Origin of the sequence: Paenibacillus solanacearum, from assembly GCF_910593845.1 — a bacterium.
GTDB classification, from domain to species: Bacteria; Bacillota; Bacilli; order Paenibacillales; family NBRC-103111; genus Paenibacillus_G; species Paenibacillus_G solanacearum.
In genome coordinates this window covers 1-16,402 of record NZ_CAJVAS010000055.1, presented here as the reverse complement: position 1 = coordinate 16,402, position 16,402 = coordinate 1, and the positions used below count along the sequence as shown (strand labels likewise).

13 protein-coding genes are annotated in these 16,402 nt (G+C 56.4%); 11 read left to right on the top strand and 2 right to left on the bottom strand.

The window, feature by feature from the left end:
• Positions 1-103: 103 nt before the first annotated feature.
• The 3 genes from KXG62_RS30730 to KXG62_RS30720 all read left to right on the top strand — a co-directional run bounded on the left by KXG62_RS30730 (position 104) and on the right by KXG62_RS30720 (position 4,394).
• The gene (locus KXG62_RS30730; protein ID WP_218095822.1) at positions 104-706 is read left to right on the top strand and encodes a TetR/AcrR family transcriptional regulator; all 603 of its coding nucleotides are present in this window, start codon (positions 104-106) and stop codon (positions 704-706) included.
• Entirely contained in the window at positions 703-3,882 is a 3,180-nt protein-coding gene (locus tag KXG62_RS30725; RefSeq protein ID WP_218095821.1) for an efflux RND transporter permease subunit, read from the top strand. Before KXG62_RS30730 ends, KXG62_RS30725 begins: the two co-directional genes overlap by 4 nt.
• A gap of 86 nt (positions 3,883-3,968) precedes the next feature.
• The gene (locus KXG62_RS30720; protein WP_218095820.1) at positions 3,969-4,394 is read left to right on the top strand and encodes a hypothetical protein; all 426 of its coding nucleotides are present in this window, start codon (positions 3,969-3,971) and stop codon (positions 4,392-4,394) included.
• Positions 4,395-4,503: 109 nt separating this feature from the next.
• Here the strand turns inward: KXG62_RS30720 and yfbR are convergent, their stop codons facing one another.
• A complete protein-coding gene (yfbR, locus tag KXG62_RS30715; RefSeq protein ID WP_218095819.1) occupies positions 4,504-5,085 on the bottom strand; it encodes a 5'-deoxynucleotidase in 582 nt (193 codons plus the stop codon).
• Positions 5,086-5,135: 50 nt separating this feature from the next.
• Positions 5,136-6,275 (bottom strand): polysaccharide deacetylase family protein, encoded by a 1,140-nt coding sequence (locus KXG62_RS30710; RefSeq protein ID WP_218095818.1) that lies wholly within the window; start codon positions 6,273-6,275, stop codon positions 5,136-5,138.
• Positions 6,276-6,538: 263 nt separating this feature from the next.
• On the opposite strand from KXG62_RS30710, the gene KXG62_RS30705 reads away from it, so the two are divergent.
• The 8 genes from KXG62_RS30705 to KXG62_RS30670 all read left to right on the top strand — a co-directional run bounded on the left by KXG62_RS30705 (position 6,539) and on the right by KXG62_RS30670 (position 16,075).
• Positions 6,539-8,068: a fumarate hydratase gene (locus KXG62_RS30705; protein WP_218095817.1), complete on the top strand. Its 1,530-nt coding sequence runs from the start codon at positions 6,539-6,541 to the stop codon at positions 8,066-8,068.
• 16 nt (positions 8,069-8,084) lie between these two features.
• Positions 8,085-9,065: a bile acid:sodium symporter family protein gene (locus tag KXG62_RS30700; RefSeq protein ID WP_425517398.1), complete on the top strand. Its 981-nt coding sequence runs from the start codon at positions 8,085-8,087 to the stop codon at positions 9,063-9,065.
• Between the two features lie 92 nt (positions 9,066-9,157).
• On the top strand, positions 9,158-10,960 hold the full coding sequence (gene pnpS, locus KXG62_RS30695; protein WP_218095839.1) for a two-component system histidine kinase PnpS: 1,803 nt from the start codon (positions 9,158-9,160) through the stop codon (positions 10,958-10,960).
• A 104-nt stretch (positions 10,961-11,064) separates the two neighbouring features.
• Positions 11,065-11,784: a response regulator transcription factor gene (locus KXG62_RS30690; RefSeq protein WP_218095816.1), complete on the top strand. Its 720-nt coding sequence runs from the start codon at positions 11,065-11,067 to the stop codon at positions 11,782-11,784.
• Positions 11,785-11,888: 104 nt separating this feature from the next.
• Positions 11,889-12,878, top strand: coding sequence for a Gfo/Idh/MocA family protein (locus tag KXG62_RS30685; protein WP_218095815.1), 990 nt, complete (start codon positions 11,889-11,891; stop codon positions 12,876-12,878).
• Positions 12,879-12,988: 110 nt separating this feature from the next.
• Complete coding sequence (locus tag KXG62_RS30680) at positions 12,989-14,071, top strand: Gfo/Idh/MocA family protein (protein ID WP_218095814.1); 1,083 nt, start codon at positions 12,989-12,991, stop codon at positions 14,069-14,071.
• Between the two features lie 330 nt (positions 14,072-14,401).
• Entirely contained in the window at positions 14,402-14,875 is a 474-nt protein-coding gene (gene coaD, locus KXG62_RS30675) for a pantetheine-phosphate adenylyltransferase (protein WP_218095813.1), read from the top strand.
• 213 nt (positions 14,876-15,088) lie between these two features.
• The gene (locus tag KXG62_RS30670; protein ID WP_218095812.1) at positions 15,089-16,075 is read left to right on the top strand and encodes a cation diffusion facilitator family transporter; all 987 of its coding nucleotides are present in this window, start codon (positions 15,089-15,091) and stop codon (positions 16,073-16,075) included.
• Positions 16,076-16,402 lie beyond the last annotated feature (327 nt).

Here is a 16,402-nt window from a genome sequence, read left to right as displayed (position 1 = left end):
ACGGTGGAACGGTGATTCCATACTTGTAAAGAGACGCCTTGCTGTGGTAATATCTGTTATGACTGACTTGTCAGTCATTTTGTTGGGACGGGGGAGCATACGGATGGCAGAGGAGAAGAAAGAGAGCATTATCGCATCGGCATTGAAGCTGTTTGCAGAGAAAGGATACCACAATACGAAGGTATCGGACATCGTCAAGGATGCGGGCATGGCGCAAGGGACGTTTTATTTGTACTTTAAGAGCAAGGAAGATTTGTTCCGCTGCGTGGCGGAGCGATGCCTCGACGAGATTGCCGGCGCGCTCGCTCAAGGGGCGCAAGAGCAAAACGCCGCTTGCAATCCTGCACCGATGCGAAGCATGATTCGCCGCATTCTTGAAATTTACTACAGCAACCTGACGATTGTGAACATTATTAATCAGCACGGCGCCGCTTCGCCGGAGATTGCCGATATATCCAAACAGTTTTACGCCAGGATGGCTGGACAGATCAAAGACATATTGAAGCATAGCAACGCTTACCCAGGCTATACGGAAGAGCAGCTCGATATGACCTCCTATGCCAAAATCGGCCTGGTGGAAATGGCCGCCTACCAATGGTTCGTCGAGCGCCGCAACGGACCGGAGCGCATCGACGAGCTGACCGAGGTGCTGCTGGGCATCAATATGAATTGCGGCCTGAATGCGGAAGGGAGCAGCGGCCTATGATCGCCAAGCTAATCCGTTACCGCAAAATTACACTGTTGTTTTTCGTCATGGCGGTGCTGCTCGGGCTGTTTAACATCGCGACGCTCAAGCAGCGGGAAAATCCGGAGATCGAGCTGACGCAGGCGCTCGTGACGACCGTATATCCCGGCGCTTCCCCGGAGAAGGTCGAGCAGTTCGTCACCCGGCCGCTGGAGGATAAGATTAAGGAAATGAGCGGAATCTCCGTGATCAATTCGACCTCCTCGGCCAATGTATCGGTCATTACGGTGGAAGTGAAGCCGGAGCTTGATCTCAAGCGTGCCTGGGATACGCTGCGCCAGAAGGTGCAGTCGGCTGTGCCCGATTTGCCAGAAGACGCGAAGCAGCCGGTCGTCAACGACGACCTGGGGAAAATCGCCGAGCAAATTCTTCATTTTGTCGTTGAGCGTCCGGAAGAGCTGGAGTCGCTGAGACCGACAATGGAGCTGTGGAAAAAGCAGCTTTCAACCGTTTCCGGCGTCAGCAACGTCGAGATCGTAGGGCAGCCGGAACAAGAAGTGGCGGTCACGATCGATGCGGATAAGCTGGATACGTTTCGTTTGCCTTGGGGCGTCGTTGCGCAAGCGCTGACGAGTAAGCATGACCGTGTGCCGCTCGGAACGGTCGATCAAGGAAACAAACGGTATTACGTCAATTTGAGCGGCGAATGGAAATCCGCCGAAGATATTGCGAATACGGAAATATACGGGCTTCCGAACGGCAATACGTTAAAAATCAAGGACATTGCCGACATCGAGCTGCGTCCGAAGAAGAAGGAAGCCAGCATTCTGCACAACGGCAAGCCGGCGCTTGATCTGGTCATCAACGCGGAGAAGGGAGCCGACATTCCCGATTTGCAGCGCAAAATCGATGTGAAGGTGCAGGAGCTCGCGCCGCAGCTTCCGTCGAACGTCAAGCTGGAGTCGCTGTTCACGCAGAAGGAAAGCCTCGATCATCTGTTTCGCGATCTTGGAAGAGAGCTGCTGATCGGCATTCTGGTTGTCATCGTTGTCTGCTCGCTTGGGCTCACGTTCGGCACGTCGCTCATCGTCGCGCTGGCGATCCCGATCTCGATCACGGTCGGCTTCATCCCCGTCGAGCTGATGGGCATCGACTTGAATCAGATTACGATCGTGGCCATCGTCATCGTGCTCGGCATTCTCGTGGATGACGCGATCGTCGTCAACGATAACATCCAGCGCCGGTTGCAGCTTGGCGATGATCCGGCGACGGCGTCGCTGGAGGGCAGCCGCGATGTGGCGATCTCCATCTTGACCGCGACGATCGCAACGGCGGCGGCGTTCCTGCCGCTGTTCTTCCTGAAGGGCAATATCGGCAGCTTTATTCGCCCGCTGCCGGTCGTCATCTCGCTGACGCTGGCGGCGTCGATGGCGATGTCGCTGACGATCATCCCGATCTACCGGCAATGGGCGGGGGAGCGGGCTAGCCGCCGCAAGTCCGCAAACCGCAGCGCTGCGGCTCAGCCCGCGCTGTCCGCTTCTGCGGAAGTTTCGGCCGCTGCAGAGACGGCTCAGCCCCGAGATCCGCTGCTGCTGGAGTCCCGGATGACGCCGGGGCTGCTCGGCAAGCCGATCGGGCGGCTGAGCGAATTTTACGGCAGGCAAATTTATACGTTTTTACGCCGTCCGCTGCTGACCGGCATCGTCGCGCTGCTGCTGGGCACAAGCGCCTTCGGGCTGCTCCCGCTGCTGGGCGTGCAGTATTTCCCGCCGGCCGAGAAGGATGAGCTGCTGATCGATTTCAAGCTGCCGACGGACCGGGTGTTCGCGGAAACCGAGTATACGGTCGCCAAAGCGGCTGCATGGATGGAGCAGCAGCCCGGCGTGCAATTCGTATCGGCTTATGCAGGCACGTCGGCGCCACGGTTTTATTACTCGGAAGCGGGTATGAGCGGGACGAACGTCGGACAGCTGTTCGTGAAAGTCGACCGCAGCAAGATGAAGACGAAGGAGGCGCTGGGCTATTGGCGCGAGCAGCTCAAGAGCATGTTTCCGGCGGATGTGGAGATTACGCCTCGCGAGCTGGAGCAGGGCCCGCCGGTCGGCGCGCCGATCGCCATTCGGATCAGCGGAGATGATCTTGGCGAACTGCGGCAGATTTCGTCCAACATTCAGGATACGCTTAAGCGGATTCCTGGCACCGTCAGCGTCTCCGACGATGTCGGCGCGGACATGAATACGTTCGAGGTGATGGCCGACCCCGCGAAGCTCAGCTTGTTCGGCGTCAACGACAAAGACTTGTCGATGACGGTGCGGATGGCGACGGACGGGCTGAACGTGACGGAGCTGCAAAAGGGCGAGGAGCTATTGGACGTGACGCTGTATGCGAAGGCGAAGTCGCATAACCCTGTCGACACGATGAATAAGCTGCTCGTGCCGAATGTCAAAGGGGGGACGGTCGCCGTCCGCGAAGTGGCGGACGTTCGCAACAGCGCGATGATCAAATCGATTCATCACCGCAACCAGACGCGGACGATCAGCGTCCGCAGCTATACGCAGGACCGGCTGGCCGACGATATCGTGAAGGATTTGAAGCTGGAAATGAGCAAATATCCGCTTCCGGCGGGATACACGCTCGAATACGGCGGCGAGAACGAAGAACGTAACGACGCGTTCGCTTCGATCGGCCAACTGTCTATTGTCGTCATTCTTCTTATTTATATCGTCATGGTCATGCAGTTTTACTCGCTCTCGATCCCGCTGCTCATCCTGTCGACCGTCTATCTTGCGGCAGGCGGCGCCGTCATCGGACTGTTCCTGACCGGCTCGCCGATCGGCTTCATGGCGCTGATGGGACTCGTCAGCTTGTCGGGGATCGTCGTACGCAACGGCATCATCCTGATCGAGTTCATCGAGCAAGCGCTGGAGCGGGGCTTGTCACTCTACGAGGCGGTCGCCGAGGCGGGCAAAGCGAGACTGCGGCCGATTCTGCTGACGATGGCCACGGCCATCGGCGGGCTGCTGCCGATGACGATCATGGGAGGGAACTTGTGGCGCCCGATGGGAATCACGATCATCTCGGGCCTTATCTACTCGACCTTGCTTACACTGATTGTGGTGCCGTCGCTCTTCGTCATCCTGCAGCAATGGCGGGAGCGAAGGGCGGCCAAGGCAGGCAAATCGCTGCATCACCGATAGACGGCGATTTGCTTCGGGGTTCCGCCTTCGTTATACTAAAACCATATTGTTCTATTATAAGAAAGAGATAGGGAGGCAACCCAAACATGGTACAGGTGTTACTGTATTTGCATGTGCTTGGCGCAATAATGATGGGGTTTTATTTGGCGCTGCCTTTCTTGGCAGCCCGCGTGGAGGCGCTGCCGACCGGCACGGGGCAATTCGGATTTCTGAATGTGCTGTTCGCGCTGAACCGCGTCGGCCAGCTGGCTTTGGTCATTTCGTTCCTGTCCGGCGGGTATCTCGTCAGCAAGGCGAGCTACTCCGTTCTTTGGATGGTGCTGTCCGTCGTGTTGTTTCTAGCGATCGGCGCCGTGTCCGGCATTCTGGGCAAAAAAATGCGCGTCGCGCTGTCCGATGCGTCGGGAAGCGGCATTAAAGGCCAGATCGGCTCGATCCGCACGCTCAGCACGGTGGTTGGCGTGCTGTTTTTCCTCACTGTGACGGTCATGAAATTCCCGAATTTGTTTTAAGCGCCGCAGACACACAAAAAAACAGGCTCGCGTGAACATCTCACGCAGGCCTGTTTTTTTGTGCGCATTTACGCGCGTGTCCATCGCCATCGCCGGATGGAACCCGGGATTACAGCTCATCGAGCGTCTTCTCCAGGCTCGGCGCCATATGCTTCAGGAAGTAATCCAGCTCCGGCATTGCCAAATTTTGCATCGATTCCGCGATCTGCTTTTGCGCGGTCGCAAATTCCCGGTTGCCGGCCGACATTTCGGTGACGCATTTGAGATAAGCGTCGAGCAGATCGGCGGCTTTCACATACTTTTTCAGCTCGTAATCATCCGATTTCTTCGTATCGATCAGCGGATCGTATACGTTCCGCAGCGGTTCGGGAATCATGTCGAGCAGCCGTTCCGCGGCAAGATGCTCGATCTCCCGGAAGTTGGCGAGAATTTTTGGGTTATGATGTTTGACCGGCGTCGGAATGTCGCCCGTGAACACCTCCGTCGCATCGTGAAACAGCGCCATGCTGACGACTTTGTCGGTCGGCACCTGCTTGCCGAACTGTTCGTTGGCGATCGTGCACAGCACGTGCGTGAGCACCGCCACATGGAATGAATGCTCGGCGACGTTCTCCTTCATGACGTTGCGCATCAGGCTCCAGCGTTCAATATAGCGAAGCCGGTACATGTAAGCAAAAAAATGACTGTCCACCGTTCATCATCCTAGTTAAAAATTATTTCGCTTCCTCATCCGTAGGCGCCTTATTTCGCCGCAGGGCTTTGGCGCACGGTGAAGCTTTGCACAGTAGGATTATACACGATTTGCACCCCGAACGCCTGCTCCAAATCTTTCAGAGTGATGTACATTTTATTGCTTTTGAGCGCAAGCGGCTTGCGCAGTGTCAGCGCAGTTCCGTCCGCTGCGGTCAGTGCGGCGCCGTTTTCCGTCCCGGACCACAGGAGCTGCTTGTATTGCAGCTGGACCTTTTCTCCGGATACGGTCGCTTTGCCGCCGATTTGGCTCATCGTTTCGACCAGCGGCACCTCGGACGCGGGCGGAGCTACGATACGTCGCAGTATCGAATTGTGCAGCCCTTCGGGCGAAATCGCTATATTGCCGGCATTGATGCGCGGCAGCTGCATCGGGTCGATGTCGCGGGTGACCATCTCCGGCACGACGGTGAAGCCGTATTTCATCCCGCCTTGAACGACATAGCCCATGGACTGCTTGTCGTAAATGCCGTACGGGTATGCATACGCGTCGATCGGCTCGCTGTACAGCTCCGAGAGCGCACTCGCGCACGCTTTCGTATCGCCGACAATGCGCTGCTTATATTCTTCGTCCGTCTCTTTCCTGCCGCTCACGGTCATTCTTCCGATCAGCGGAGGATTGCCGTCCGCCAATGTGTAATGCATGTTATTCGTATGGCACTGCGCGTCGATGAAATTCGTATCGCTCGTCATTTCGATAATTTCGTCTTTGGATAAGGAAGGAATATAGCTGGCGAGCGGATTCTCGAGATCCCCGGTAATGACGAAGTTGACCGCGGGAATGCGCATGCGCTTGAGGATGGGGTAAGCATTAATATAGAAGCTTTCGTAACCGTCGTCGAAGGTAACCAGCACCGCGTTGTTCGGCACGGAGCCGCCGGCCATATATGATTTGAACTGTTTCAGCGTAATGAACTGATAGCCTTTGCTCTTCAAATAGACGAGCTGATCCTGAAACAGCTTCGTCCGAATCGTCCCCGGACTTTGCGCGTCGTCGTCAATATGATGGTACATAATGATCGCCACCTGGTCCTTGTACATGACGGTGCCTTTGGCTGCAAGCAAGGAAGGGACGGTGAAGCATAGGCCGATGAGCGTTAGGGCGATCGCCTTGATGACGAGGTTCCTCATAGTAGTTCCGGGCTCCTTCATTTCTAGTTACAATGTCCTGGATGTCGATATGGAATCAATTCGCGAGAGTGAAGCGTTTTCCTGCATGAGGGATACTCGAATTTTGCAAAAAGCGCGCAGTGCCGCCTACCAGACGCGCCGTAGCAGCACGAAACGGTCAAATCGAATGTTTTTGTCCCTATCGGAATGTGCTATGATAGATTTATGATTTTATGTGCTGCGCATCATTATTTTTTATCGAGCGAAGGGAGACCTCATTGATTATGAAGCATTTTCAAGAGAGCATTTACAACCTGATCGTCGAAACGTCCACGAACTTGCCGGCCGACGTCCGTCAGGCGATTCAAGCTGCCCAGGCCAAGGAAGACGCGGGGACGCGTTCCGCGCTGTCGCTGTCGACGATTGCGAACAATATTCATATGGCGGAGTGCAACGTATCGCCGATTTGCCAGGATACGGGCATGCCGACGTTCATCGTGCATACGCCGGTCGGCGCGAACCAGATCGAGATGAAGAAGCAGATCATCGCAGCGGTGGCGCAGGCGACGAAGGATAGCAAGCTGCGGACGAACTCGGTTGACTCGCTCACGGGAGCGAACAGCGGGGACAACATCGGACCGGGCACGCCGGTCATTCACTTCGAGCAGTGGGAGAAGAATGAGATCGAAGCGAAGCTGATTCTTAAAGGCGGCGGCTGCGAGAACAAGAACATCCAGTACAGCCTGCCGACGGAGCTTGAAGGTCTCGGCAAAGCCGGCCGCGATCTGGACGGCATCCGCAAATGTATTATGCATGCGGTCTATCAGGCGCAAGGCCAAGGCTGCAGCGCAGGCTTCATTGGCGTTGGCATCGGCGGCGACCGGACGACGGGGTATGAGCTGGCGAAGCATCAACTGTTCCGCGCGGCGGACGACGTGAACACGAACGAAGAGCTGCGCAAGCTGGAAGAATACGTGATGGACAACGCCAACAAGCTCGGCATCGGCACGATGGGCTTCGGCGGCCAAGTCACGTTGCTCGGCTGTAAGATCGGCGTCATGAACCGCCTGCCTGCGAGCTTCTTCGTCTCCGTCGCCTACAACTGTTGGGCGTTCCGCAGACAGGGCGTGTTGATTGACGCCGGTACCGGCGAAATTCGGGAGTGGGTCTATCCGAAGGGCGAGGAAGTGCCGATGGGACAAGATGAAGCGGCTGTGGAAGCCGGCGAGCGGCGCGAGTTCGTGCTCCAAACGCCGATTTCGGAAGAACAGATCCGCCAGCTGCGCGTCGGCGACGTCGTCATCATTAACGGACCGATGCATACCGGCCGCGACGCGCTGCACAAATATTTGATGGATCACGATTCGCCGGTCGATCTGAACGGCGGCGTCATTTATCACTGCGGCCCGGTAATGGCCAAAGAATCGGACGGCTCCTGGGTCGTCAAAGCGGCAGGACCGACAACCAGCATTCGCGAGGAGCCTTACCAAGGCGATATCATCAAGAAGTTCGGCATCCGCGCCGTCATCGGCAAAGGCGGCATGGGCGCGAAAACGCTCAAGGCGCTGGAGGAGCACGGTGCTGTTTATTTGAATGCAATCGGCGGGGCTGCGCAATACTATGCGCAATGCTTCAAAAAAGTGGAAGGCGTCGACCTGATGGAATTCGGCATTCCGGAAGCGATGTGGCATCTGCAAACCGAAGGCTTCGCGGCGATCGTCACGATGGATTCGCACGGCAACAGCCTGCACGCCGACGTGGAGAAAGACTCCCGCGAGAAGCTGTCCCAGTTCAAAGAACCGGTCTTCGCCTAAGGCTCGGAACGGACCGATGAACATGGGTGCATTCGGAATTCGACTGAACGCGTATATAGAAAAATATTTGTCTATCATTGTCCCGGTATCGCTGATACTTGGGTTTCTTTTTTCTCGGCACTTTATCGGGCTGGTCTCCGCCGCGCCGTACTTGTTCGCTTATCTCACCTTCGTGATGGCCAGCGGCTGCAGCTGGAAGCAAATCCGCGAGGCGCTGCGCATGCCCGGCCCGATGCTGCTGACGTTTGCGCTTGCGCACATCATCGCTCCGGTCGTCGGATACGTCATCGGCGTCGCCGCCTTCGGCGCGGACTCGCCGTATGTCGTCGGCTTCGTGCTGTTCGCGATCATTCCGCTCGGCGTATCGTCCGTGATCTGGGTGGGCTTGTCGGGAGGGCACGTCGCGCTGACGCTGGCGATGATCGTGATCGACTCGGCGCTCAGCCCGTTTGTCATTCCGCTGGCCGTCGAGCTGTTCTTCGGCAAGTCGATCGACTTCGACCATACGAAAGTGATGCTCGACCTGCTCAAAATCATCGTCGTGCCTACGATGCTCGGCGTGCTGGCGAGCGAGCTGTCCAGGCAGCGGTTCAAAGCATGGTCGGCTCCGGTGTGTGCGCCGACCTCCAAGGCGGCGATGGTGCTGGTCGTCATGATCAACGCGGCGGCCATCGAGCCTTACGTCGTCAAACTGAAGCACGACATGCTCTCGGTCATTCCGCTCGTCGTGCTGCTCGTGCTGTTCTCCTACGCGATCGGCCTGTTCGGCTCGCTGTGGCTGAAGAAGCCCGAGCTGATTGTGGCGATTACGTATTCGTCCGGCATGCGGAATATTTCGCTCGGCCTCGTGCTGGCGCTTGCTTACTTTGAACCGCTCGCCGCGGTGCCGGTCGTCCTGTCGATCTTGATCCAGCAGCCGTTCGCGACGCTGAACCACTGGTTTATGAAGAAAGTGGTCCATATGCCCTTTTACAAAAAGTTCACTGGCGTTTCCTGAACGCCTCTTGTACGATAGGGAGAAAAACGGCGCCGTGCGGCTGATTTATCATCCGGGAACCGCAGCCGCAGCCGCGTGGAGGAATATGCATGATGAACAAATTTCGGGTCCGGCTGACGATGATCTTCGTCCTGATCATCGGTTCTTCCGTGCTGGTGGCGGGTCTGTTCATGGCCAAGAAGCTGCAGGATTCGTATATTGACTCGCTGCAGGGGAATATGAAGCGGGAGCTGCAGGTGATGCTGGCGACGCTCGACTGGAAGCAGAGCGGCACCGCGGCGGATATCGAGCGGCATTATGCGGGATGGGCTGAGCGGCTCAAGCAATCCGCCGATACCCGGGTCACTTTCATCCGCGAGGACGGCACAGTGATCGCCGATTCGGACCGCCGTTCCGCGGAGATGGAAAACCATGCGGACCGCGAAGAGATTGTACAGGCGAAGCGGAGCAGCATCGGCTACGCCAAGCGGTACAGCGACACGCTCCAGCAAAATATGCTGTATGCCGCCGTTCCGGTGAAGGAAGCGGGATCGTCCGTCGCTTATGTTCGTCTGGCGATGAGTCTGGAGCAGGTGGAGCAGGCGATACGCCGGGTATGGTACGGGCTGCTCGGCGGGCTGCTTGCGGTCTTTGTATTGGCGGGACTGATCAGCTACCGTGTCGCGTACGGCTTCACGCGTCCGATCGAGCTCATTACGCGGGTCGCGCAGCAAATTACGGATATGAACTACAAATACCGGGTATCGCTGCCTTCGCATAAAGACGAAATCGGGCAGCTCGGGCAGGCGATCAACCAGATGGCCGACAGCTTGCAGCTTCAGATGGAGCGCATTTCCGAAGACGAGAACCGGCTGAAGAGCGTGCTGGAGAATATGATCAGCGGGGTCGTCATGATCGACCGGGAAGGCCGGATCGCGCTGCTAAACCGTTCGGCTGAAGAACTGCTCGGCTTCGCGGCCCAGGAGCTGCTCGGCAAAAAATTCGATCAGGCCAAACAGCAGCTGGAATTCATGCAGCTGATTCAGGAATGCGTCGATACGAAGGAGCATATTCGCGACGAGGTGATCTTTTATTATCCGGCCGAACGCATTCTCGAGATTAACCTGAATCCGATTTGGCAAAATAATGACGTATGGGCCGGCGTGCTGATCGTGCTGCACGATATTACCGCCGTGCGCCGGCTGGAGCGGATGCGCAGCGAGTTCGTGGCCAATGTGTCGCATGAGCTGAAGACGCCGATCGCCGCCGTCAAAGGGTTTGCCGAGACACTGCTTGCTGGCGCGTTGAACGATAAGGACACAGCGCGCTCGTTTTTGCAAATCATATTCGATGAAAGCGACCGGCTGAACCGGCTGATCGGCGACATTCTGGAGCTGTCGAAGATCGAGTCGAAGCGCATTCCGCTGCAGTTTTCCCCGGTGCATCTGCAGACGTTCATCGGAGATTGCCTGCATGTGATGGAGGCGGAGGCGCGGAAAAAATCGATCGAGCTGTCGATGCAGGTTCCGGGCGAAGTGTATATGGAAGCAGATGAAGACCGGCTGCGGCAAATTTTGATGAATTTGATGTCCAACGGCATCAATTATACCCCCGAGGGCGGCAAAGTGAAGATCAAGGTAGAGCCGATCGCCAGCGGCGCCGAAGGTGAGGAATACGATAAGGTCCGGCTGCACATCGCCGACACCGGCATCGGCATTCCGAAGAAAGATTTGCCGCGCATTTTTGAGCGATTTTACCGCGTTGACAAAGCGCGCTCGCGCAGCTCCGGCGGTACGGGCCTGGGGCTGTCGATCGTCAAGCATCTGGTCGAGCTGCACAAGGGAACGATCCGGGTCGAGAGCGAGGTCGGCGTAGGGACGAGGTTCACGATCGAGCTGCCGCTTCTTCAGCCTTAACGCAAAATTTACGAAACGTTTACGATCGCTTTACAATTCGTTAACGATTCTTTGGTATGATAGAGGCGAGGTTCAGAGGTTCACAACTGATTTGGGGGATTCCCATGCCGTATACAATTTTGGTAATCGAAGACGAGCCAACGCTGGCGAGGCTGTTATCTTACAATTTATCGCAGGAAGGATACGAGACGAAAGTCGTCGATCATGGCAGCGACGGATTGCAGGCGGCGCTTGCGCAGTCGTTCGATTTGATCATACTCGACATTATGCTCCCGGGCATGAACGGGTTCGAAATTTTGTCCCGTCTCCGGCAAAAAGGGAATAAAACGCCGGTCATTATTTTGACCGCGCGCAATGCCGAGGAAGAAGTGGTGCAGGGCTTGAAATACGGTGCGGACGACTACATTACGAAGCCTTTCGGCGTGGCCGAATTGCTGGCGCGCGTATCTGCCGTGCTTCGCCGTACGTCGGCCGACGAGGCGGCCTTTCATACGGCAGGCTCCAGCGACAAAGTCATTGCGGCCGGCGATCTGCTCATTTACCCGGAGAAATATGAGGTTGTGCTGAACGGGGAATCGATTCCGCTGCGGCCGAAGGAGTTCGAAGTACTGCTTTATTTGGTGCAGCGCCCGGGCATTGTCGTGACGCGCGACGACTTGATGAACATCGTCTGGGGATTCGATTATATCGGAGGCCAGCGGACGGTGGACGTGCATGTCAGCTCATTGAGGAAGAAGCTGGAGATGAATCAGCAGTCGGTGCAGATCGAATCGATTCGCGGCGTCGGATATAAGCTGGTCACATCCACCCATAAAAAGGTATAATAGCATAAGGATCTGGACATCAGGGCGGGCACATCAAGGCGCGCCCTGTTTGCCGTGATCTCTCATTTCCCGGGAAATCTGTCGAATAAGGAGTGATAAGACTTATGGCACAAAGGAATATTCGTTGGGGGGTCCTGGGAACGGGCCGAATTATCGGCAAAGCCGGAACGGCGCTTACTCGGGCGGGCAACGGCATGTGGCTCGGCGTAGCCGGAAGGAACGAAGAAAGCAGCCGCGCGGCGGCCGAGAAATACGGGGTTCCGCGCGCCTATTCCGGTTATGGGGAATTGCTGGACGACCCGGAGATCGACGCGGTATACATTGCGCTGCTGAATCATCTGCACAAGGAGTGGGCGATTCGGGCCTGCAAGGCCGGCAAACATGTGCTCGTGGAAAAGCCATTCGCCATGAGTGCCGACGATGCGAAGGAAATGGCTGCGGCTGCCGCACAATACGGCGTGCGGATCAAGGAAGCGCATGTATGGCATTATTACGAGGGAATCGATGAAATCCGCAAGCTGCTCCACGACGGTTCCATCGGACAATGGGTTCACCTTCAAGGCCACTACTCTTTCATTCCGGACGCTGCCAGTACGCGCTGGAATGCGGCATGGGGCGGCGGGTCGCTGTATGATATCGGCTGTTACCTCGTCGCTTGGGTAAGGTATTTCACGGGAGAAGAGCCGCTTGCGGTCGAAGCCGGCGCCCGGATGCACCCGGTTCATCAGGTCGACGAAAGCTTCGTGGGCACGATGTATTTTGCGAACGGCCGGACGGCGCAGATCGGCTCCTTTTTCAATACGATGCAAGGCGCGTACCTCGAGGTATTCGGAACGGAGGGGAAGCTGCGGGTGGATTTCCGCGCTACGCCGGAAGTGCTCGATCTGATTGTTGTCTTGAACGGGAGGGAGCAGCGCTTCTCGATGGTGCGGATCGACTCGTTCCGCCAGCAGGCGGAGCACTTTGCGGACAGCATCCTTGGCGGAACTTCCGGCTCGCTGCAGCTTGATCCTGCACAAGAAGCGATTCGGCAGGCTGTCGTCATGGATGCGCTGCAGGAAGCGGCGGCGAAGAAGAGCAGAATATCGCTGTAGCCGCCCTCATGGCAAAATCGAATAAAAGAAACGCCAGATCGGCAATTTCTTTTTCCAAATAGTTGTCTATACTAAGGTGGAGACCTTATTACTTTTAGGAGGAACAAGGAATGTTCAAAACATACCGGATCGGCATCATCGGCTGCGGCGGCATCGCCAACGGCAAGCATATGCCAGCGCTGAAAAATCAAAAAAATGCGGAAATGGTGGCGTTCTGCGATATCGTCGAGCAGCGGGCGCATGACGCGGCGCAAAAATACGGCGTAGAAGGCGCAAAAGTATACGCCGATTACAAAGAACTGCTGGCGGACGACACGCTGGACATCATTCATGTGTGCACGCCGAACGACTCCCATGCCGAAATTTCGATTGCTGCGCTGGAATCCAGTAAGCACGTCATGTGCGAGAAGCCGATGGCGAAGACTGCGGCGGACGCCAGAAGAATGGTCGAGGCGGCTAGAGCATCCGGGAAGAAGCTGACGATCGGCTACCAGAACCGGTTCCGCTCTGACAGCCAATACCTCAAGCGCGTTTGCGCGGATGGCGATCTTGGCGACATTTATTATGCCAAGGCACATGCGATTCGCCGCCGCGCGGTTCCGACATGGGGCGTATTCCTGGACGAAGAGAAGCAGGGCGGGGGACCGCTCATCGATATCGGTACGCATGCGCTCGATTTGACGCTGTGGATGATGGACAATTACAAGCCGAAGGCCGTGCTCGGCACCGCATTCCACAAGCTGTCGCATAAAGAGAACGCGGCGAATGCCTGGGGTTCCTGGGATCCTGCCCAATTCACGGTCGAGGATTCCGCCTTCGGCATGATCACAATGCAGAACGGCGCGACGATCGTGCTCGAGTCGAGCTGGGCGATCAACATGCTCGCGACCGGCGAAGCGAAGACGACACTGTGCGGCACCGAGGGCGGCGCCGATATGCAGGACGGCCTGCGCCTTAATGGCGAGAAGCACAGCCGGTTGTACATGAACCAGATTCAGCTGGATGCCAAAGGCGTCGATTTCTACGACGGCAAGAAGGAAAGCCCGGCCGATCTGGAAGCGCGGCTGTGGCTGGAAGCGATCGAGAAGGATATCGATCCGGTCGTTACGCCGGAGCAGGCTTGTGTCGTATCGGAAATTTTGGAGGCGATCTACGAATCGTCCAAAACCGGCAAAGCCGTTTATTTCGAATAGCGTGAAATACTGTAGATGAACGCCCCAAAAGATCCTGTGCAGCAGCGATGCACAGGATCTTTTTATGATGATCGTTGTTACCTAGGCCTGAATACAAACGTGTAGTCATGCCCGCATCGTAACCACTCGTTCCCCCATACCCCGAACCCTCCGTCAAAATACCATAGTGCTCTGTATACGATCCGGTTCGTGTTTCGGTCCATCACTTGCAGCTCCAAAGTACCGGCGTGCCTGCCGGGGGTATCGTTATTGCCGCTTTGAAAATGGAAGTCGCATCGGAAAAGGAGTAAAATAAAGGAAACAAGCCGATTTGGCAGGAGAGGGATGCAGATGAGAGCGATTTATCCGGGGTCGTTCGATCCGTTCACGCTGGGACATCTGAATATACTGGAGCGGGCTGTGCGACTGTTCGATCATATTGACATCGTCGTTGCCGGCAACCGGTCGAAGCAGTACATGTTTACGGCTGATCAGCGTTACCGCATCGTGCAGCTGTCGACCGAGCACATCACGAATTCCATCAGCGTCGTATCGTTTCCGGGCATCGTGGCCGATTACATCAAGGACAACAAGATCGATGTCATCATCCGCGGCATCCGCGGATCGTCCGATCTGGATTATGAGATCAAGCTGGAGCAGTACAACCGGAAGGCGTGCTTCGCCGAAACCATATATTTGACGCCGGGAACCGAGCATTTGAATACGAGCAGCACGCTGGTCCGGATGTTTTTGCAGACGAATAAGCCGGAGCTGGCGGCCGAGTATGTTACGCCTAACGCGCTGGATTACATCATGCAAGCATGAGTAACGTCGCTGTCAGCATGATTGTGCCGCACGGAGCCAACGCGGCTCCTGTCCAAGCGATGCATCGCATGCGGCGAATTGCCCCCTAACATAATGTGCGAATTATGGGAAAAGATATAGGAAGCGTATTCCTGTTCCTAATGGAGCCTGCCAAGGAAGTTTCTGCGGAAGGTATGGACTACACCCTATCTTATGGGAGGCATTCACTGCAGCATGAACAAGACAGCGAGTCCGGATTCGATGTGGAGCTTAATCAGAAAAGGCAACATGTCGTCGGCGACGGCGGCGGTTGGCAATACGTTTCTTGCCGTCGTCAAAGGCATTGCCGCAGCCGTATCGGGTAACGGCGCGATGTTCGCGTCTACGATGCATTCGATTGCCGATGCCGTCAATCAAGCCTTTGTATTCGTAGGGAGCGTGCTGGCGGAGAAACGGCCGACCCGCCGATTTCCTACCGGTTTTGGGCGGTTGGTCAATATTTTTTGCATGATTGCGGTCATTGTCGTGACGATCATGGCGTATGAAACGATTCGTGAAGGATACCATCTCGTGCTGCACCCGGTCGCATCTACCGGTTTCGTGCTGAATCTGATCGTGCTGCTGCTCTCCGTCGCCGTAGACGGGTATGTGCTGCGGAAGGCGATGAAGGAAATCATTCACGAAACGCGGTCGAACGCGAAAGGAACCGCGATCATTTCGGAGTCGTTCCGCAGCGTCAAGAGGGCGGCTCCGCCGACGAGACTCGTGTTTTATGAAGATCTGGTGGCAACGACAGGGGCACTGCTGGCGCTCATGGCAGTCGTCATCACAGCGGTGACGAACTTCGCGGTATTGGATGGTGTCTTCACGATCGCCATCGGCCTCTTGATGGTCGTTGTCGCGTTTCGGGTTGGATACGACAATATGGTCGGCTTGATCGGCGTCGCCGCGCCGAAGGAAGTGGAGGACAATGTAGCTTCGGCTATATTGTCCGAGCCCCATGTGACGGATATATATCAGATGCGCATTTTGCAGGAAGGGCGGTATTACCACGTGGACGGGCTGATCGAGCTGAAGCCCGGACTGTCGCTTGCCGATGCCGACGATATTAAATTCAAAGTTCGCGACATGCTTCTTCAAAACCCTGATATTACGGACGTGACACTGGGGATACTGGAAGACAACGGCGTGGCGGATTACGATGCCGCGGAGCGTAAGTAAGGAGAAACAGGCGCAGCCGGAGAACAATCGCTGCCATGAGCCCCGATCCTCGGGATTGGCGAACGCTGGGAAATGAATGTCGCTGCGGTTTAAGCAGCGCGGATGGGGTTAGACCGACCGCCGCGCAGCGCCGCAATGCGCCCTTGGAATTCGTGCGCGTTGGAAAAAAAGCCGATGGCCTCGCGCCATCGGCTCTTTCATGTGAGGCGTGCCCAGAAAGCACGCATCTTCTAGCCGGTGAAGGTCCGGTCGCGGGAGGGGCCAAGCCCCCGCGTAGCTAGGATACTTGCGTATGGCGAAATCTGTGCGTAAAAGCGTATCGACAAA